At 39.2% G+C, this 20660-nt stretch carries 19 protein-coding genes and 1 other annotated feature; of the genes, 18 read left to right on the top strand and 1 reads right to left on the bottom strand.

Features of this window, described 5'->3' with window-relative positions; all coding sequences use genetic code 11:
* Position 1: 1 nt before the first annotated feature.
* From O3651_RS02075 to O3651_RS02120, 10 genes are all read left to right on the top strand, one after another.
* Entirely contained in the window at positions 2-2935 is a 2934-nt protein-coding gene (locus O3651_RS02075; protein ID WP_371609397.1) for a rhamnan synthesis F family protein, read from the top strand.
* Positions 2922-4223, top strand: a complete 1302-nt coding sequence (locus O3651_RS02080; protein ID WP_371609480.1) for a DUF2142 domain-containing protein — start codon at positions 2922-2924, stop codon at positions 4221-4223. The genes O3651_RS02075 and O3651_RS02080 overlap by 14 nt, the downstream gene beginning before the upstream one ends.
* A gap of 9 nt (positions 4224-4232) precedes the next feature.
* Positions 4233-5468: a glycosyltransferase family 4 protein gene (locus tag O3651_RS02085; RefSeq protein ID WP_371609398.1), complete on the top strand. Its 1236-nt coding sequence runs from the start codon at positions 4233-4235 to the stop codon at positions 5466-5468.
* Positions 5469-5594: 126 nt separating this feature from the next.
* Complete coding sequence (cps2T, locus tag O3651_RS02090) at positions 5595-6743, top strand: beta 1-4 rhamnosyltransferase Cps2T (RefSeq protein WP_371609399.1); 1149 nt, start codon at positions 5595-5597, stop codon at positions 6741-6743.
* A complete protein-coding gene (locus O3651_RS02095) occupies positions 6740-7675 on the top strand; it encodes a glycosyltransferase family 2 protein (RefSeq protein WP_371609400.1) in 936 nt (311 codons plus the stop codon). Before cps2T ends, O3651_RS02095 begins: the two co-directional genes overlap by 4 nt.
* Before the next feature lie 5 nt (positions 7676-7680).
* Complete coding sequence (locus O3651_RS02100) at positions 7681-8490, top strand: ABC transporter permease (RefSeq protein WP_371609401.1); 810 nt, start codon at positions 7681-7683, stop codon at positions 8488-8490.
* Positions 8490-9698 (top strand): ABC transporter ATP-binding protein, encoded by a 1209-nt coding sequence (locus tag O3651_RS02105; RefSeq protein WP_371609402.1) that lies wholly within the window; start codon positions 8490-8492, stop codon positions 9696-9698. Before O3651_RS02100 ends, O3651_RS02105 begins: the two co-directional genes overlap by 1 nt.
* A gap of 17 nt (positions 9699-9715) precedes the next feature.
* The gene (locus O3651_RS02110) at positions 9716-11362 is read left to right on the top strand and encodes a rhamnan synthesis F family protein (RefSeq protein WP_371609403.1); all 1647 of its coding nucleotides are present in this window, start codon (positions 9716-9718) and stop codon (positions 11360-11362) included.
* Positions 11363-11386: 24 nt separating this feature from the next.
* Positions 11387-13855 (top strand): LTA synthase family protein, encoded by a 2469-nt coding sequence (locus O3651_RS02115; RefSeq protein ID WP_371609404.1) that lies wholly within the window; start codon positions 11387-11389, stop codon positions 13853-13855.
* Positions 13856-13925: 70 nt separating this feature from the next.
* Positions 13926-14414 (top strand): EbsA family protein, encoded by a 489-nt coding sequence (locus O3651_RS02120; RefSeq protein WP_149518174.1) that lies wholly within the window; start codon positions 13926-13928, stop codon positions 14412-14414.
* Here the strand turns inward: O3651_RS02120 and O3651_RS02125 are convergent.
* Positions 14411-14608 carry a ferredoxin gene (locus O3651_RS02125; protein ID WP_371609405.1) on the bottom strand — a complete coding sequence of 66 codons (198 nt, stop codon included), beginning with the start codon at positions 14606-14608 and terminating at the stop codon, positions 14411-14413. The two genes, O3651_RS02120 and O3651_RS02125, sit on opposite strands and share 4 nt — an antisense overlap.
* 45 nt (positions 14609-14653) lie before the next feature.
* On the opposite strand from O3651_RS02125, the gene O3651_RS02130 reads away from it, so the two are divergent.
* The 8 genes from O3651_RS02130 to O3651_RS02165 all read left to right on the top strand — a co-directional run bounded on the left by O3651_RS02130 (position 14654) and on the right by O3651_RS02165 (position 20652).
* Positions 14654-15112, top strand: a complete 459-nt coding sequence (locus O3651_RS02130) for an SAG1386/EF1546 family surface-associated protein (protein WP_048765175.1) — start codon at positions 14654-14656, stop codon at positions 15110-15112.
* A 9-nt stretch (positions 15113-15121) separates the two neighbouring features.
* Positions 15122-15799 (top strand): (d)CMP kinase, encoded by a 678-nt coding sequence (cmk, locus tag O3651_RS02135; RefSeq protein WP_371609406.1) that lies wholly within the window; start codon positions 15122-15124, stop codon positions 15797-15799.
* A gap of 26 nt (positions 15800-15825) precedes the next feature.
* Positions 15826-15956, top strand: a sequence feature (ribosomal protein L20 leader region).
* A 16-nt stretch (positions 15957-15972) separates the two neighbouring features.
* Complete coding sequence (gene infC / locus O3651_RS02140; RefSeq protein ID WP_015604487.1) at positions 15973-16503, top strand: translation initiation factor IF-3; 531 nt, start codon at positions 15973-15975, stop codon at positions 16501-16503.
* A 33-nt stretch (positions 16504-16536) separates the two neighbouring features.
* Entirely contained in the window at positions 16537-16737 is a 201-nt protein-coding gene (rpmI, locus tag O3651_RS02145; protein ID WP_005590589.1) for a 50S ribosomal protein L35, read from the top strand.
* A 46-nt stretch (positions 16738-16783) separates the two neighbouring features.
* Positions 16784-17143: a 50S ribosomal protein L20 gene (gene rplT, locus O3651_RS02150; protein ID WP_005590588.1), complete on the top strand. Its 360-nt coding sequence runs from the start codon at positions 16784-16786 to the stop codon at positions 17141-17143.
* A 102-nt stretch (positions 17144-17245) separates the two neighbouring features.
* Complete coding sequence (locus tag O3651_RS02155) at positions 17246-17713, top strand: cytidine/deoxycytidylate deaminase family protein (protein WP_037586416.1); 468 nt, start codon at positions 17246-17248, stop codon at positions 17711-17713.
* 386 nt (positions 17714-18099) lie between these two features.
* Positions 18100-19290: a methionine adenosyltransferase gene (metK, locus tag O3651_RS02160; RefSeq protein ID WP_371609407.1), complete on the top strand. Its 1191-nt coding sequence runs from the start codon at positions 18100-18102 to the stop codon at positions 19288-19290.
* Between the two features lie 102 nt (positions 19291-19392).
* Positions 19393-20652, top strand: a complete 1260-nt coding sequence (locus O3651_RS02165) for a UDP-N-acetylglucosamine 1-carboxyvinyltransferase (protein ID WP_371609408.1) — start codon at positions 19393-19395, stop codon at positions 20650-20652.
* The last annotated feature ends 8 nt before the right edge of the window (positions 20653-20660 follow it).

A 20660-nucleotide genomic window follows, 5' to 3' on the forward strand; every position in this document is an offset into this window, starting at 1 on the left:
TATGAAAGATTTAATATCTGTTGTTGTAACATGTTACAACCATCAAGACTACATTGAACAGTGTTTGCGCAGTATTTTTGCTCAGACCTATCGAAATATTGAGTTACTGGTATTGGATGATGGGTCCACTGATAAGTCCGCCCAGATTATCCAAGAAACTTTGGTAGATTCCCCTTTTCCGACGCGGTTTGAAAGCCATGAAAATATGGGGGTCGTCAAGACAAGAAATAAGGCTTTGCAGCAAATTCAAGGAACTTATTTTATTTTTGTGGATAGTGATGATTTCCTAGATGTTGACTACGTTGAGAGCTTCTATACAACCATGCTGCAAGAGGAAGCAGATATTGTCTATGGGGATTTGTATGACCCTGATAAAAAAGAAGTTTACCTTAAATCACGTTCCTATGACAAGGTGGCTTTCTTAACAGAAAATTTTATTTCCAACTGTTCCCTCATTCGTCGCTCAATTGCTGATGGTATTTATTATGATGAAGCGCTGAATCGTGAAAAATTGGAAGACTATGATTTTCTTTTAAACTTAATTATAAATCAAGGTGCGAAACCTGTTTATGATGCAAATACAAAGCTGAATTATCGGGTCTTTGACAAAGAGTCAATCTCTAAACGAGATTCTACTCGTTACCATTACGAAATCTATCTGAAAATCCTGCATAAGTATGTAAAACAGTTGCCTGATGAGATTTATCAAGCTTTGTCTGCAAATATTTATACTTTAGATGGCAGACTTGATGATTTGATTCAGCATATGAATCAGGTATCCGATTATATCCATGAGCTAAAGAAAAGCTGGGAACGTGATAGTGAATTAATTTATCAATATCAGGATGACATTGATGAATTACGTAACTCACTCTCCTACCGCGTTGGGAATGCTATCGTCACTCCAATTAAGCAGGTAGGGCAGATTGTCAAAAATCCGCGGAATATCCGAACTGTCCTATCTCAAATGAAGCGTCAGTGCATTGCCATAAAAAGAAACATCAAATCGCCAAAAACCTATTATTATCGAGTTTTACGGAATTTTCAGCGAAAGCAGCTTCAACATGTGACTGGCAAAAAGTGCCTAATCTATGTCATTTTTGAGGCAGAAGAAAATCTTCAGCGCTACAAGGTTCTATTTTTAGAGAAATTAGCAGCTTTAGTAGATGAAACATTGATTGTAGTAAATGGAGGATTGAAATCAGAGGATTTATCTACTTTGGAACAGTATGGCCAAGTTCTGGTAAGGGATAATACAGGTTACGATGCTGCAGCATTTAGGGAAGGTATTTTAACCATTGGTAAGGAAAAGCTGCAAACTTCTTCTCAACTCTTGCTAGTCAATGATACAAATATTGGTCCAATGCGAGATTTGAATGAGGTCTTCCAAACAATGGCGGAGAGAAACCTTGATTTCTGGGGAATTTCCTTTGGTGAAGTACAAGAAGATGCCACGAATTTCAATCAATATGGCTATATTCCAGAACATCTGCAATCCTATTTTCTTGTCATTGAGCCTTTATTGCTTCGATCAGAGGAGTTTTTCGACTATTGGAATAACCTAACCGATACGGATTCGCGTGATAAGGCTATTGGGAAACACGAAACAACTTTTACTAAGTATTTTGCGGATTTGGGTTATCGATATGATGCTTTGGTGTCTGAAAACAAAGACAGTGCTATGTATATTCATCCTTTGAGAATGCTCAGGGCTGGTAGTCCTTTGGTTAAATACACGTCATTACAAAATTATAATGCGCAACAATTCCGTTGGCAGGGACTGGAAAGACGAACAGAAATACCTGATTTGCTCAATTATGTACAAATGGAAACAGATTATCCAGTTGAAATATTAGAAAATATTGTACAAAAATTCAAATCAATCTCCAGAGAACAGTATATCTTGATTATAGATGGGGTTGAAAACATCATTCCTCAATGTACACGTTACCGAGTGCTGAACAAAGCAGAACAGTTGCGAAAAAACGGCTTCATGGTCAAAGTAGTAAATGTATCAGAATTTGAGATTTCTCAGGCTCGAAATGCAAGTCATATTATCATCTATCGGGCTCCATGGTCTTATCAACTTCAATTCTTGTGCGATACAGCTAAAAGAGATAAAAAACCAGTTTATTTTGACATTGATGATTTGGTTTTTGATACAGTTTATACCGATCAGCTAAGCTATACTCAAGGCTTGTCAGAAAAGGACAAAGGCAACTATGATGCGGGTGTCAAAAATTATGGCAAGATGTTAGCTGCCTGTGATGGAGCGATTACTTCGACTTTCCAACTAAAGGAAGAGCTGCTCAAATATAAAGATAAGGTGTTGCTAAACAGAAATCGAGCTTCCAGTGACTTGATTGAAATCAGTTCTCACTTTATCAAAGATTATAGTCAGCAGGATTCAAAAGTCAAGATTGGCTATTTTTCAGGTTCAATCAGCCACAATGAAAATTTTGAATTGATAAAGCCAGCCATCCAATCCTTGCTTGAAACTTACAAGAATGTGGAACTCCATATCGTCGGCCATTTAGATATTCCAGAGGATATGAAGTCTTACCAAAAGCAGATTGTTGTCCATGACTATGTTGACTGGAAGGATTTACCTCAGCTGATCAGTCAGGTGGATATCAATCTAGCTCCACTGGTTGATTCGGTCTTTAACCGAGCTAAGTCTGAAATCAAATGGATGGAGGCTGCCTTAGTAAAAGTTCCTACAGTTGCTAGTCACATTGGAGCCTTCTCTGATATGGTAAAAGATGGGGAGACTGGACTTTTGGCTAAAGACGGGGAGTGGAAAGAAAAGTTAGAGAGTTTGATTCTTTCGTCTGACCTACGTCAGGAATTAGCAGAAAATGCCTATGATTTTGTTCTTGAAAACTGCAGTTTAGATAGTAAAGATGAAATGGTGAATGATTTTGAAAAGAAGTAAGACGATAAAAATAGAAGATATCTTTTTGGTCTTGGCGACGGTCTTTGTCTTGACATTTATGGTGGTTCAACCGATCAATCGTGTTCCAGATGAAATGAATCACGCCCGCATGACTTGGGAGATTTTCCATAAACCGACAGAGAAAACCTACAAGTGGATGGAAAATATTTCTGCAGAACCACATGTTTCTCCAACAGAGTACAAGAAGCTTTTTACGGAAAAATTGGATTTATCTCAGGAAGAGTCTACTTTGGGGATTAATCTCAAAACTCTTTCCTTTTTACCGCAGCTCATTGGCATGACCTTGGGATCGTTTATCTATCCATCAGTGGGAGTTATTATCATGATGGGGCGATTTTTTAACGCCATAGTCTATATTTTGGGCGTTTATTTCCTGATTAAGTATTTTAAGTACGGCAAGAAAGCTCTCTTTTTCATTTCACTTCTGCCAATTATGGTTCAGCAGGCAGCTTCTCTCTCCTACGATGTAATGAACTACTTGGAGCTGATGCTAGTCATTGGTTTTTTCACTAATATTGCTTCCAGCAAGAAATTTACCAATAAGAATTTTATCCAGCTTTTTGTCATATCCGTCGGACTCTTTGCAACCAAACTGAACAATGTCTTATTGCTAGGCTTACTTCCATTCATTGATTTTGAAATGGAAGGATTCTTAGCTGTTTTGAACAAGCCTTTTCTTGCGACCAAGGCATTTATCGGTCGTCATCGTTATGTTTTTTACAGTTTGGCTCTTGTCGCAGTTTTATTAGCCTTGCATCTGGTTGTCCGCCATCAAGGAGGGATTTTCCACTACAGTAGGGTTCTGCTCAACACTTTGTTTAAACAGCGCATGAACGGTGACCTCAATACCATATTGACTATTGGTCTCTTTGGATTTTTGGGTAATTTCACCATTCAGTTGCCCCTGTGGCTAATCTTTCTTGATGTAGCGGTACTGACTATCATTTTCTTGCAGTCTAAGAAGGATTTCATGACAAAGTCCTATGCAACTGTCTCTGCGTATCTTTTCCTTTTGCAGGTCATTGCTGTTGTCACTATCATGTACCTAGAGTGGACTCCAATTGTTTTAGGAAAAGGTGCTCAGATATCCGTTGGAACTCAGGGCCGCTATTTCACGCCTTTCCTAATTCTCTTCTTACCCCTTCTTGCAAATATGGGCAAGCTGGAGATTCAGGAGAGGACAGTTAAAAACTTGCTTATAGGCACTTTGTCAGCTAACTTTTTAATTTCAATCTATTTAATGATTCCATTCTATTGGAATTGGTAAGGATAAGCTATGAAGAAAAATATTTTATTCATTTCGCCGACTGGAACCTTGGATAATGGGGCAGAGATTTCTATTTTCCATCTGATGAAGTATTTGGTTCAAGATGGCTATCACGTTATCAATGCGATACCAGATTATCATGTCCAAGTCCAGCAAGACTATATTTCTACTCTTGCAAAAGAAGGAATTAGAACCATTGCTTTGCCATCGGTTAAATGGTGGTGGGAGGATGCACCAGGTGGTCTTCCTGGAACTCATGAAGAGAGGGTGAATTCTTACCAAGAAAATATTGCTGCGCTGAGAAAGTTAATGGTAGATAGCCATATTGACTTGGTCATTACAAATACAGTTAATATGTTTCAAGGAGCGGTAGCAGCAGCTTGTGAAAATATTCCGCACTTTTGGCTGATTCATGAATTTCCCGAGGGAGAATTTGGTTATTATAGAGAGAAAATTGGCGTTATAGACTCTTTAGCAGATGAGATTTTCACTGTTACAGGAAACCTTCAAAAATCGCTATCTTTTATCTTGCCTCAGCGTGAAATTAAATCGTTTATTTCACATAATGAAGTCGTATCAATAAAACTAAAACAAGGAAGTAAGAAAAGGTTTGTTTCTGTTGGTCGAGTAAATGACAATAAAAATCAGATTGAACTGATTCAAGCTTATCAAAATTTAGAAAATGCTTCGGATTATGAGCTTGTATTTATTGGTGGTTGGGATGAAACTTATAAAAAGAAATGTGATGATTATATCCAAAAGAACCGATTAACAAATATTTTCTTTTTGGGGCACAAAGATAATCCTTGGGAAGAGTTAACATCAGAAGATATCTGTGTTTTTACTTCCAAAATTGAAACTTTTGGTTTAGTATACATAGAGGCTATTTTAAATGGGATTCCAACAATTATATCAGATAATCAAGGATATATGACAGCCTACAATTTATTTGAAGTCGGTACTATTTACCAATTAGGAAATATTGAACAGTTGACGGGTATTTTGCAAGATTCTATAAAAAACTTCTCACAGCAAAAAGACTTTGTTGTAAAACAAAGAGAGAGGATTCAAAATGTTTATCGAATAGAAAACAACTATGCTGAGTTGCTAAGTGCAATAACAGAGGATAATGTGAGAAATAAGAAAATATTGTATTATTTTAATAGTCTATTTGAATTCAAAAAAGTATCTGAAAGAAAAATTACCCATCTATTTAAAAAAATTATAAGAAGAATTATAAAATAGTGAATATTATTAAGAGACAGTAAATGGTAAAAAGAAATAGCATTTACTGTCTCTTGCTTTGCAACACAAATCACCAAGAAAATGATATAATAGACTAGATTGTAAATCTTTGAATAGAGGAAAAGCATGAGACATGTCTTCATCATCGGGAGTCGCGGACTTCCTGCTAAATATGGCGGATTTGAAACCTTTGTTGAAAAATTAGTAGAAAATAAGGTTTCTTCCCAAATCCAGTATCATGTAGCTTGTTTGTCGGATGATGAAGCTTTTCATCATTTTGATTATAAGGGAGTGGATTGCTTCACCATTAAGGCTCCTAAGTTGGGGCCAGCTCGGGTGATTGCCTATGATATGATGGCCATCAATTATTCCTTAAAGCTAGTGCAAGAGCAGCAGATTAAGCGTCCAATTTTTTATATTTTGGGTAATACAATCGGAGCCTTTGTGGCACCTTTTGCACATAAAATTCATAAAGCAGGCGGGACTTTCTTTATTAATCCAGATGGTCTGGAATGGAAGAGAGCTAAGTGGCCTAAGCCGGTTCAAGCCTATCTTAAATATTCTGAGAAGCTTATGACCAAGCATGCTGATCTGGTCATTGCGGACAACCAAGGCATTGAAAGTTATATAAAAGAATTCTATCCTTGGTCCAAGACGGCTTTCATTGCTTATGGGACAGATCTCCAGCTATCTTCTCTTGACTCTCAGGATGCTTGCGTGCGTGATTTTTTTGAGAAATGGCAGAGCAGAGAAAAGGAATATTATTTGATTGTTGGACGTTTTGTGCCAGAAAACAATTACGAAACTATCATTCGAGAATTTATGAAATCCAAAACCCAACGTGACTTGCTGATTATCTGCAATCATGAGGGAAATCCTTATTATGAAGAGCTTAAGCAAAAAACGGGTTTTGATAAGGATTCTCGGATTAAGTTTGTCGGGACAGTCTATGATCAGGAACTACTCAAATATATCCGCAATCAAGCCTTTGCCTACTTGCATGGACACGAAGTCGGTGGAACTAATCCCGGGCTTCTGGAAGCTCTGGCTCAGACTGATGCCAATTTGGTTTTGGACGTGGACTTCAACCATCAAGTAGCCCAAGAAACAGCTTTGTATTGGCAAAAAGAAGAGGGGCAGTTGGCCCAGCTGATTGACCGAGTAGATGCTCAAACAGCCTTTTCTGAGCTAGGTCAGGCGGCCAAAGAAAATATGAAAGAAAACTACACCTGGGAAAAAATTGTAGGTGAATACGAGGAGCTATTTTTATCATGAAAGTGACTATTCTTCTGTCTACCTATAATGGTGAGCAGTTTTTGGCAGAGCAGATTGAAAGTATTCAAGCCCAAACTTATAGGGATTGGCAGCTCTTGATTCGAGATGATGGCTCTAGTGATGGGACGCGAGCGATTATTGAGGATTTTTGCCAACAGGACGACCGGATCTTCTTTATCAACCCAGAAGAAACTCAAAATTTGGGTGTCATTAAGAGTTTTTATAGCCTGCTTAAATATCAGGATTCGGATGTTTACTTTTTTAGCGATCAGGATGATGTCTGGTTGCCGGATAAGTTGGCGATTCAGTTGGCGGTGGCAGAAAAATATGATGCTTCCGTGCCTTTGCTGGTTTATACGGATTTAAAAGTAGTGGATCAGGATTTAAATGTTGTTCACGAAAGTATGATTCGGACGCAGTCTGACCATGCCAATACAGAATTGATTCAAGAATTGACAGAAAATACGGTGACAGGTGGCGTTTCGATGATCAACCGCGCTCTGGCTGATTTGTGGACAGGGCAGGAGGAGCATGAACTGCTTATGCACGATTGGTATCTGGGCTTGTTGGCTTCGGCCTTTGGGGAACTCGTTTATCTAGATCAGCCAGGCGAACTCTATCGCCAACATTCCAATAATGTGTTAGGAGCCCGAACCTTACGCAAGCGAATGAAGAACTGGCTTCATCCTAGCCGTTTATTTGCTAAATATTGGGCATTAATCAAAGCTAGTCAGACTCAAGCTCGCAACCTTCTCAGCCAGCCTCTGACAACTGAAAATAGAGAAATTATTGAACATTTTGTGACAATCATGGAAGCCCCTTTTGCAGAGCGACTGCGACGGATTCGAAAGTATGGCTACAGAAAAAATCGTGCCTTTCATACTTTGATTTTCACGACGCTCATTCTCACAAAATTTGCTTATAAGGAGTAATATGCATGCTAGATTATTTTAGCCAAAAAAACTGGATTCTCTTGAGGGAACTGGTTAAAACAGATTTTAAATTGCGTTATCAAGGCAGTTTAATTGGGCATTTGTGGTCGATTTTAAAACCCCTGATGCTGTTCACCATTATGTATCTTGTCTTCGTTCGCTTCCTGCGTTTTGATGATGGAACGCCTCATTATGCAGTATCGCTTCTCTTGGGGATGGTGACGTGGAACTTTTTCTCAGAAGCGACTAATATGGGCATGATGTCCATTGTTGCGCGAGGGGACTTACTACGAAAACTGAATTTTTCTAAATCAATTATCGTTTTTTCAGCTATTACTGGCGCAGCGATCAACTATGCGATCAATTTGATGGTTGTTTTTGCTTTTGCACTGATTAATGGCGTGTCAATCACGCTAGGATGGATTGTCATTATCCCGCTTTTTCTAGAATTAGTTTTGATTTCGGCTGGCTTTGCCTTTATGTTGGCAACCCTTTTTGTCAAATATCGTGATATTGGGCCCATTTGGGAAGTAGTGCTGCAGGCAGGCTTGTATGCGACACCGATTATTTATTCACTGACTTTTATTCTGAAGGGTGGGCATGTTTTGGTTGCTAAGCTGATGATGCTTAATCCAATGGCTCAGATTATTCAAGATCTTCGTCATTTTATCGTTTTCTCAGGCAGTACTCGGGGCTGGGATTTGATGGATCATTACTGGATTGCTCTGATTCCTTATTTATTGCCAGTAGTGATATTTGGGCTTGGATATTATATCTTTAATAAAAATGCTAAGAGATTTGCGGAGATTCTATAATGTCAAATAATATTGCAGTAAAAGTTGACCATGTCAGTAAGTTTTTTAAACTGCCAACAGAGTCAACACAAAGTTTAAGAACGAGCCTGGTTAACCGCTTTCGAGGTATCAAGGGTTACAAAGAGCAGAACGTTCTTAAGGATATTTCCTTTGAAGTGGAAAAGGGAGATTTTTATGGAATTGTTGGCCGTAATGGTTCTGGCAAATCAACTCTTCTGAAAATCATTTCAGAGATTTATATTCCCGAAAAGGGAACAGTGACCATTGATGGCAAGTTAGTTTCCTTTATCGAGCTGGGTGTCGGCTTCAATCCAGAACTGACTGGACGGGAAAATGTCTATATGAATGGTGCCATGCTAGGCTTCTCAACTGAAGAAGTAGATGCCATGTACGATGATATCGTGGAGTTTGCTGAGCTGGGCGAGTTTATGAATCAAAAACTCAAAAATTATTCTAGTGGGATGCAGGTTCGCTTGGCCTTTTCAGTTGCGATCAAGGCACAGGGAGACATTCTAATTTTGGATGAGGTTCTGGCTGTGGGAGATGAAGCCTTTCAGCGCAAGTGTAATGATTATTTTATGGAACGGAAGCATTCGGGAAAGACAACTATTTTAGTAACTCACGATATGAATGCCGTCAAAAAGTATTGTAATAAAGCTGTTTTGATTGAAAATGGTTTAGTCAAAGTTGTCGGAAATCCAGATGATGTAGCTAACCAATACAGTTTAGACAATGCAAGTGACACCAAAGCCATGAACGAAGATTTTGTCGCTGAAACGGAATCTGTTGCAGTTTCCGATTTAGAGGTTCGTCTATTGAGCTCTCCTCAGACAGCGCCAACTGAAGAAATTGAATTTGAGATTAGCTATCAAGTCAATCAAGATATGCCGACCTACATAGCCTTTTCACTGACTGATATTGACCGCACAATTTGGTTGTATAATGATAATTCAATGGATAATTTGACAGAAGGAACAGGCAAGAAGACATTTAAGTACAAATGCCATCTTTCCCAAATCAATCATGCAAAATTGAAATTGCAGGTTTCTGTACGTGATGAAGAGAATCAGATTTTAGCCTTTGCAGATTCTAAGAATACTCCAGTCCTTATCATCAGCCGACGGGATATTGAAGATGACGATACCTCTGCAAAAGACTCAGCAACGGGATTGATTCAGCGTAATGGGGTCTGGGAAATCTCTCAATAAAATGATAAGGTGTTTTCATGGAACGAATATTACTCTATGTTCATTTTAATAAATATAAGCGCGTGAGTAATCATGTCTTCTACCAATTAGAACAGCTCAAGCCCCTGTTTTCCAAAATCCTTTTTATTTCAAATAGTCATATCGAAGAAGCAACTAAGAAAAAGTTGCACGACGAATTTGGGATAAGCAATTTGCTGGAGCGGGACAATCAAGGCTATGATTTCGCGGCTTGGCGGGATGGAATGAGCTCCGTAGGTTTTGAAGAGCTCAAAAACTACGACTCTCTGACTCTGATGAATGATACTTGTTTTGGTCCACTCTGGGATTTGGAGCCTATTTATAAGCGTTTTGAGGCGGATACTCAGGTTGATTTTTGGGGTATGACCAACTTTCGAAAAACAAAGTATTTTGAAGAACATTTGCAGAGCTATTTTGTTACCTTTAAGCAGCAGATATTGAGGGCAATTTCTTTTCAAGAATTTTGGACAAAAGTAAAAGATTTTACTGATGTTCAAGATGTGATTGACCACTACGAGACGAAATTTACCCAATATTTTACAGGGACAGGCTTTACCTATCAAGCTTTATTTGATACTCGTCTAGAAGAAGTAGCGGATTTAATTCATCCAGACTTTACTTATTATAAGCCTTTTACGATTCTTGAGAAAAAGGTTCCCTTTTTGAAAGTAAAAGCTATCACTGGCAATCCTTTTTCTGCGAGGTATCTGCTGGAAGAAATTAAAGAGAGAACTTCTTATCCTGTTTCTTTAATTTCTGAGCATATATTTGAATATATCGGTCCAGATGCACCCTGCCTTTTGCAGGATAAGCAGCTTTCGAAAGACGATAAGAATGATTTGCCAGAAAAGCCAGTGGCGCTTCATATTCATGTGACAGACTTTCAAATCTTTGACCAATTTAAAGAAAAATGGGAAGTCCTTCCTCTACAATACCAATTTGTGGTGACGACAGCTGACGAAGAAATCTTTGCTCAGCTTTTGGGAATCATATCAAACCGCTATCAGGTTCTTCTAGGAAAAGAAGAAAATTCTATGCAGGCGATGCTTGAACAGAGCGACTTATTACAGAAATTTGCTTTCGTTGGGCATATTTCTACTATAAATTTAGTAGATAGAATACCTCAGCTTGATAATGCGATGCGTAGAGAACTGATGGAGATGATGTTTGAAAGTGCCAATGCTAGTATTAAAGCATTGGAACGAGATGGTAAGCTTGGTCTCGTTATCCCAGATCTTCCAAGTTTAGTCAGATATGGCTTGTTTGAGCATAAAACATATCGGAAAGAAATGGCTACAATTTGGCAAGAGCTCCATTGCCAGAAAACTTTTGATTTTGAACAATATCCTGTTTTTACTAGGGTATATGGTGGCTTTCTTTGGTTTAAGCCTTCTGCTCTGATTAGACTTTTTCAAAACGACTACCAGTTATCAGCTCAAACTGAACCTCAAGTTTTAGAAAGTTTGTTAGTTTATTTGGCTTGGGAACAGGACTATGATTTTAAAATCATGTCTGGAACCCCATTGCCTTCTGTACTAGATTTACAAAGAGAAACAGAGCGATTAAACCAGCAGAAAGGAAAACTGGCTCATAAGAGCCTAGCAAATAAAGTTAGAAGGTATTTATCGAATCTTTTTAAAAGTTAGATAATAGTTTCTGTAGAAAGAATAATGAAATTTTTAGTCAATTATTATAAGCAGATTTCCTATTTGCTTATCAGTTTTTTAGTTTTGGATACTATAGCTGTTGCGACTTTATTCTTATTTCAAGTAAATAAGGGTTTAGATAATTATGCCAGCCTCGGTTTGGTTTTTCTCGTTTTAATAGCGGTTTTATTTGGTGTAGGTCAGATTGTTGCCCAACTGCTAAATCGAAAATTATTAGTCTGGTCTTTTCTCGTTTATGGAATCTACACCCTGTTTTCTTATTTGCTGACGGTGACGCAGCATGTGAATGATTTTGATTTTAAAGCAGAGAATATTTTCAGTAATCACTTTGTAGAAGTTAACGGTTTACTTTACTTGCTGCTAATATTTTTATTTGCTTATCTCATTAACCGCTTTTCTTCCCTACAAAAATATCATTCCCGAAGCTTTCTAACTGTTGATGAATTTAATATTAGTTTTCTAGAGATACTTTTCTTGTCCCAATCTTTTCTTCTCTTATCGCTAACAGATAGTAAGATGACCGCTATTTTTCAGCAACAGAGTTTGTTGATGGATTATCTTTCAGATAGCGGCTTTGAAATTTCCCAGGATTCGATTTTTAAGTTAATTGGTTTTATTATTTTACTCTTTTTCTTATTTTCGATTCCTAGCTTTTTAGCGGTAAAGGGTTTGATAGATATTTCGAGAAATAAAGGAAGCCTTTCAGTTGCAGTCTTAAGTAGCGCAGCTTTTTCTGTTATCTTTAACTACACTATCCAAAATAGTATCCGAGCTGATGTCTCTGTTTTAGAACTTCATTTATTTACTGGGGCAAGTCTCTTTCAGATAGCAGTATTTTTTGCACTATTTATTTTTATCTATCTTGCTTTTAATCAAATTTTTCTACCCACAATTATCATATTGGCGATAGGTGTTAGTTCCACCATTGCCAGTAGCTTGAAATTTCAATATCGACAAGAACCAATTTTGCCAAGTGATATCAGTTGGTTAAAAGATCCTAAGCTCTTATTTGATTTTCTAGGCGGTAATTATGGAATCTATGCGATTGCTAGTGTGGTAGCTATTGGTCTTTTCTATTGGTTTTTCCGTAGGAAAATTTTACCTGGAAAAATAATCGCCATGGTAAAAATTCAACTTATTTCACTGGTTATTCCTATTGTTTTTTTCTTAGGTGTTTTACAGATATTCTCTTCGAAAGAGAATGGCAAAGTTGCCGATAATATTCCAGTTGTGTCCATTTTGAATAATTACCATGATTTGACTTGGTTTGGTAATACAGTTAATTCGCAAATGCGGTCGGTTTCTTTTGTTTGGTTTACTCAATTATCTGATAAGCCTATGATTCAGCCGGCGGGATATTCTAAAGAAAAAATTCAAGAATTAGAAAAGAAATATGGGGCACTAGCTGATTCTATCAATCAGGAACGTAAGCAGAAAATAGAAGAACAGACAGTCATTTATGTTCTTAGTGAGAGCTTTTCTGATCCAGCACGGATTTCTGGTGTATCTATGTCACAGAATCCGATTCCAAATATTCAGGAAATCATGTCTAAGACTACCAGTGGGTTGATGCAATCAGATGGCTATGGTGGTGGAACTGCGAATATGGAATTCCAAACGCTGACCGGTTTACCGTTTTATAACCTATCACCCTCTGTCTCTGTCATTTATACAGAAGTTGTACCAAAGATGAACAAGTTTCCGGCAATCAGTGATTCCTATTCTTCTCAAAATCGTACAGTGATTCATTTAGCTTCACCAAGTAATTATTCCAGAAATATCATTTACAAAGATCTGGGATACGATACCTTTATTCATTATGGAACTCAAGGATTACAGGGAGATCATATTGGTGGAAACTATAGTGATAAAACGACCTATAATCAAGTTCTAGACCGTCTAAAAACAGACCAAAGTCAATTTTTCTCAGTTATGACGATGCAAAATCACATGCCTTGGACGGAAGTTAATCCGATTTACATGTCTGCTAGTTACTCAGGTTTCACGGAGGCAGGAAATAAATCCTTATCCAGCTATGTAAGGATGCTCTACCACACAGACAATGCGACCAAGGAGTTTCTAGATAAGCTTTCTAAAATTGATAAAAAGATAACAGTAGTCTTTTACGGTGATCACTTGCCAGGTCTGTACCCTCAGTCAGCTTTTAAGGATCATCCTGAAAATCAATATTTGACAGATTACTTTATCTGGAGTAATTATGAGACACCTAAGTTGAACTATCCTTTGGTCAATTCTAGTGATTTTTCAGCCTTGCTACTTGAGCAGACCAATTCGAAAGTATCTCCTTACTACGCTTTATTGACGGAGGTTCTTCATAAAGCTAGTGTAGACAAGAAGGCGCTGGATTCATCAGCTCAGGAAATTGCAGATGATTTGAAATTGATCGAGTATGATATGGTTGGTGGAAAAGGATATCTTTCGAAGGATTTCTTTGCTGTACCAGCAAAATAAAAAATAGAATAGGTTTACCAATTCTATTTTTTATTATTTTATGCTAAACTAGTAGTAAGGGGGTGAAGATATGATAAAGATTTTTGGGAAAGTACGCTATCATTGGCAACCAGAAATGTCGGTGTTAGTGATTTATTGGTCTTTGTCAGTCATTCCGATTTTTATAGGACTGGCCTTGATGTACGAAAGCTCCAGTGTTCCGACTCTTGTCCTCTTTTCATTCTTTTTATTCATGGTCTTACTGGCTATCGGTGTGCATAGATATTTCACGATTTATGATGACGGCATTTTGCGCATTATTACGGCAAATCCTTTCACGCCAATCAAGATTGATATTTCAACGATTGAGAAGCTAGAGGTAACAAAGACGTCTATCACCCTTCATTTTACAGGGAAGAGTCGTAGCAGGACCTTCTGTATGCGGAAGTGGCCAAAAAAATATTTTGTCAATGCTCTAGCTTTAAATGAGCATTTTAAAGGCGAAGTGGAATTAGTAGACAATCTAACTCTTCTAGATTATTTTGAAGTCTACTATGGTGACCAAGCCAAGAAACATTAATCTTTTAGTAGGGCTCGGGTTGGACAGTTTTTAATAGCTTCGAGGATTTCAGGCTGACTAGCAACCTCTTTTTCTAAGAGGTGGTCGTCTTGATAAAATTTGACAATGCCATTATCGTGATAATCAAAGAGATCTGAGTAGGTCTGGCAGAGTCCGCATGCAATGCAACGTTCGGGAATGAGTGTAACTTTCATACTCATATTGTAATAAGATTTTTAGAAAAACTCAAGGAGGAAGTCATGGAAAAAGAACCATGGGAAGCAGATGTATATGATAATGGAGCAGAGAAATTGAATCGCAGAAAGAAAAGTCAGGCGAGTAAAGTTGATCGCTGGCTGACCATATTAGCAGCTATTTTTTTAGTGATGGTCATTGCTATGGCACTCTTTTTCGCCTACCTATCTACTGGCGGAAGTAATAAAAAGACCGTTATGGATGGATTTTATGGTACTTCTAATGCAGCTGCATCTTCAAGTAGCAGTGCGGAACAACCAGCTCCATCAGAGCAACCAAGTGAATCAGAAGAAAAGCCAACTCAGTCTTCAGAAGGTACCTTGACTGTTCAGCCTGGTGAAGGAGAAGCTGCGATTGCAGCGCGTGCAGGTATCTCTATTGCAAAATTGGAGCAATTAAATCCGTCGCACATGTCTACTGGTTCTTGGTATGCCAACCCAGGTGACATTGTTAAGATTCAGTAGGAGCGGGTTATGAAACAGATTCAGATTGCGATTGATGGACCTGCGTCAAGTGGAAAATCCACTGTTGCAAAGATTATTGCCAAAGATTTTAATTATACCTATTTGGATACGGGTGCCATGTACCGCGCAGCCACTTACCTAGCTTTACAAAATCATTTGACTGAAAATGATGCAGATGAGATCGTAGCTTTGCTCGAGACTTATTCGATTAGTTTTGGTCGTTCGGAGAATGGTGAGCAGCTAGTGTTTGTAGGAGATGTCGATGTTACTCATCCGATTCGAGAAAATGACGTAACCAATAATGTGTCGTGGGTAGCAGCTATCCCGGAAGTGCGTGAAAAATTGGTTCACTTGCAGCAGCTGATTGCTGCACAGGGCGGTATCGTCATGGATGGCCGTGATATTGGAACGGTCGTCTTGCCAGATGCAGAATTGAAGATTTTTCTAGTTGCTTCAGTTGAGGAAAGAGCAGAACGCCGCTACAAAGAAAATCTTGAAAAAGGGATTCCGGCTGATTTGGAAACTCTAAAAAAAGAAATAGCGGAGCGGGACTACAAGGATAGTCATCGTGAAGTATCACCTTTGAAACCAGCGGCTGACTCCATTCATTTTGATACGACAGGCATTGGAATTGCTGAAGTTGTCAAATTTATTGAAGAAAAAGCGAAAAAAATTATTGACAAATAAAAAGAAACTTGGTATGATAGTGGAGTTGAGAAAAGCAGAAGTGAGAACTTCTCGCCTTGCGACTAACGTTGTCTGGCTCTACAGGATTCAGTTTCAGTGATGAAATACTATCATGTAGTGCGGGTTTGCGTTAGCAGGTCCGCACTTGTTTTTCTCGAAAAATAAAAAAAGAGGTGAAAACCATAGCAAAACAAGACTTATTCATCAATGATGAAATTCGTGTGCGTGAAGTTCGGTTGATCGGTCTTGACGGCGAACAATTAGGTATTAAACCGCTTAGCGAAGCCCAATCTCTTGCGGATGAAGCAAATGTCGATTTGGTCCTGATTCAGCCACAAGCTAAACCACCTGTTGCGAAAATTATGGACTATGGTAAGTTCAAGTTTGAGTATCAGAAAAAGCAGAAAGAACAACGTAAAAAACAAAGCGTTGTCACTGTGAAAGAAGTACGTCTCAGTCCTACCATTGATAAAGGGGACTTTGATACAAAACTTCGTAACGCACGCAAGTTCCTTGAAAAAGGAAACAAAGTTAAGGTATCCATTCGCTTTAAAGGCCGGATGATTACCCACAAAGAAATCGGGGCTAAGGTCTTGGCAGACTTTGCTGAAGCAACTCAAGATGTTGCGATCATTGAGCAAAAGCCTAAGATGGATGGACGTCAAATGTTCATGCAAATGGCACCGATTAGTGACAAAAAATAAACTGTCAAAAAGTTAGAAAAAGGAGATTTTATCATGCCAAAACAAAAAACACACCGCGCATCAGCTAAACGTTTCAAACGTACAGGTTCTGGTGGCTTGAAGCGTTTCCGTGCTTACACTTCTCACCGTTTCCACGGAAAAACTAAAAAACAACGTCGTCATCTTCGTAAAGCATCTATGGTGCATGCAGGAGATTTCAAACGTATCAAAGCAATGCTTACAGGTCTTAAATAAGAGATTTTGTAACAATTATCTAGGAAATATTTGGAGGAAATAAAACATGGCACGTGTTAAAGGTGGCGTTGTATCACGCAAACGTCGTAAACGTATTTTAAAATTAGCTAAAGGTTACTATGGAGCAAAACACATCTTGTTCCGTACTGCAAAAGAGCAAGTAATGAACTCTTACTACTATGCATACCGTGACCGTCGTCAGAAAAAACGTGACTTCCGTAAATTGTGGATCACTCGTATCAATGCGGCAGCTCGTTTGAACGGACTTTCATACTCACAATTGATGCATGGTTTGAAATTGGCTGAGATCGAAGTGAACCGTAAAATGCTTGCTGACTTGGCTGTTAACGATGCAGCAGCTTTCACAGCTCTTGCAGATGCCGCTAAGGCTAAACTTGCTAAATAAGAATACAAAAAGTTGAAACATTGTTTCAACTTTTTTCTTTTCAGGATGACAATCGCTAAGTGTTTTAGTATAATATAGTGAGAATGGATGGAGGACTGAATGATGAAGTCAAATCGGCTAGCTTGGGATGAATACTTTGCAGCACAGGCACTTTTGATTGCCAACCGTTCGACCTGTAAGCGCGCCAAGGTCGGTGCGGTCTTAGTCAAGGATAATAAGGTCATATCGACCGGCTACAATGGCTCTGTTTCAGGAACAGAGCACTGTATTGATCATGAGTGTTTGGTCATCGATGGTCATTGCGTGCGAACCTTGCATGCAGAGGTCAATGCTATCTTGCAGGGAGCTGAGAGAGGCGTTCCTAAAGGATTTACGGCTTATGTGACTCATTTTCCTTGTTTAAACTGTACCAAGCAACTGCTTCAGGTTGGCTGCAAGCGCGTGGTCTACATCAACCAATATCGGATAGATGATTATGCTCAGTACCTTTACAAGGAAAAGGAAGTGGAACTGGTGCATTTGCCACTAGAAGATGTGAAAGAGGCTATTGCTCAGACGGAGTTGGTATAGTTTGTTTGAAATATTTAGCACTAATAATCCACTTGAGTAGAACAAATCTAAATGATAAAGTTATAGTTTTGAACTATAGCTTTTCTTTTGAAAATGATTCAGCATAATTCTAAAAATCATGATATAATGGAGAGGTTATATAGTCCCGATAAGATGGTAGGAAACTTCTATCAGTACTTTGTAACTCGCAAACAATGACGGCTCCAAAGTCACTCGTCATTCAAGGGTTACCGCTATATTGCGGTCAGCCTATGGGCCTTACTAGCTACAGGAATAAAAAAATATCGTTTTTATTTCTTTCGCGTCGTAACTCGCGGGCGAGATGATTTTAAATTATTTTGGAGTTTGTTTACTTGTTTAATATTTTTTTAAGGGGGGACATTTCTATGTCAGAACGTAAACTTTTCACGTCTGAATCTGTATCGGAGGGACATCCCGATAAGATTGCAGACCAAATTTCCGATGCTATTTTGGATGCTATTTTGGCTCAGGATCCAGAGGCTCATGTTGCAGTTGAAACCGCTGTTTATACAGGCTCCGTCCATGTTTTTGGAGAAATTTCCACTACAGCCTATGTAGATATCAATCGGGTGGTTCGTGATACCATCGCAGAGATTGGCTACACCAATACAGAGTATGGCTTTTCTGCAGAGACAGTTGGTGTCCATCCATCTTTGGTGGAGCAGTCACCAGATATTGCTCAAGGGGTCAATGAAGCATTTGAGGTTCGAGGAAATGCTCAAAAAGATCCGTTGGATTTGATTGGGGCTGGTGACCAAGGCCTTATGTTTGGTTTTGCGGTGGATGAAACGCCAGAGCTCATGCCATTGCCTATTTCTCTCAGTCATAAACTGGTGCGTCGTTTGGCAGAACTGCGCAAATCAGGTGAATTGTCTTATCTGCGACCAGATGCCAAGTCTCAGGTTACGGTCGAATATGATGAAAATGATCGCCCAATTCGTGTAGATACGGTAGTTATTTCTACTCAGCATGATCCTGAAGTCAGCAATGAACAGATTCATCAGGATGTTATCCAAAAGGTGATTGCTCAAGTGATTCCAAGTGAATACTTGGATGGTCAGACCAAGGTCTTTATCAATCCTACTGGTCGCTTTGTTATCGGTGGCCCACAAGGGGACTCTGGCTTGACAGGGCGTAAGATTATTGTGGATACTTATGGTGGCTATTCTCGCCACGGCGGTGGCGCCTTCTCTGGTAAGGATGCAACCAAGGTCGATCGCTCTGCCTCTTACGCGGCTCGTTATATCGCTAAAAATATCGTAGCTGCTGGTTTAGCTAAAAAAGTAGAAGTGCAGTTGGCCTATGCTATTGGCGTAGCTCAGCCCGTTTCAGTTCGCATTGATACTTTTGGAACTGGCTTGGTTTCTGAAAGCAGACTTCAGAACGCTGTCCGCCAAATCTTTGATTTGCGTCCAGCAGGTATTATCCAAATGTTGGATTTGAAGCGCCCAATCTATCGCCAAACGGCTGCTTACGGTCATATGGGTCGAACAGACATCGATCTTCCTTGGGAACGCACAGACAAGGTAGCTGCGCTCCAAGCAGCTTTACAATAAAATAGTAGCTCTCGGTTTAAACTGAGGGCTTTTTTGTCTAGGAAAATGGATAAAACTATGATATAATAAAGAGTAATATCGTGAAAGAGCTAATTTTAAAACATGAAAAAAATTGTAATTAATGGTGGTCGCCCCTTAAAAGGAGAGGTGACTATTAATGGTGCCAAAAATAGTGTTGTGGCCCTTATCCCAGCTATTATTTTAGCTGATAATGTTGTTACTTTAGATGGTGTGCCGGCGATTTCGGATGTTGATAGCCTCATCGAAATCATGGAAATCATGGGAGCGACTATCAAACGGTCTGGAGATTGCCTAGAGGTTGATCCTAGAAATATCAAGAATATGCCGATGCCATCTGGTAAAATCAATAGTCTACGAGCGTCTTACTATTTCTATGGAAGTTTGCTAGGGCGTTTTGGAGAAGCGACAGTTGGGCTTCCTGGAGGCTGTGACCTTGGTCCTCGTCCGATTGATCTCCATCTCAAAGCTTTTGAAGCAATGGGTGCTCACATGACCATGGAAGGCAATTACATGAAATTGTCAACGGGTGGTAAGCGCTTGGCCGGAGCTAGTATTTACATGGATACCGTTAGTGTCGGTGCCACGATTAATACGATGTTGGCAGCAGTCAAGGCTGAGGGGCGTACGGTGATTGAAAATGCGGCGCGTGAGCCAGAAATCATCGATGTAGCTACGCTGCTTAACAATATGGGAGCTCATATTCGTGGGGCTGGGACTGATATTATCACGATTGAAGGTGTAGACAGACTTCATGGAACGCGTCATCAGGTGATTCCGGATCGGATTGAAGCTGGGACCTATATTTCTTTGGCGGCAGCAATTGGACAAGGTGTCCAGATCAATAATGTTCTTTATGAACATTTAGAAAGTTTCATTGCGAAGCTAGAGGAAATGGGTGTGCGCATGACCATTTCAGAGGATAGCATCTTTGTAGAAGGGCAGAAGGATTTAAAAGCTATTAACATCAAAACTTCGCCTTATCCTGGCTTTGCTACGGATTTGCAGCAGCCGATCACTCCGCTCTTGCTGACAGCTCATGGCCATGGGAAAATTGTTGATACTATCTATGAGAAACGGGTTAACCATGTCGCTGAATTAGCAAAAATGACTGGTAAAATCTCAACCGCTAGCAATCAAATCGTCTATGAAGGACCAAATCAGCTGCAAGGTGCTTCTGTGAAAGCAACGGATTTGCGTGCGGGTGCAGCCTTGGTGATTGCTGGTCTGATGGCGCAGGGCCGAACAGAAATTACCAATATTGAATTTATTTTACGCGGTTATTCCAATATTATTGAAAAATTAAGAAGGCTGGGTGCTGACATCCAGCTCATCGAAGAATAAGCGTTCAT

Origin of the sequence: Streptococcus sp. 27098_8_73, from assembly GCF_041432495.1 — a bacterium.
Lineage (GTDB): Bacteria > Bacillota > Bacilli > Lactobacillales > Streptococcaceae > Streptococcus.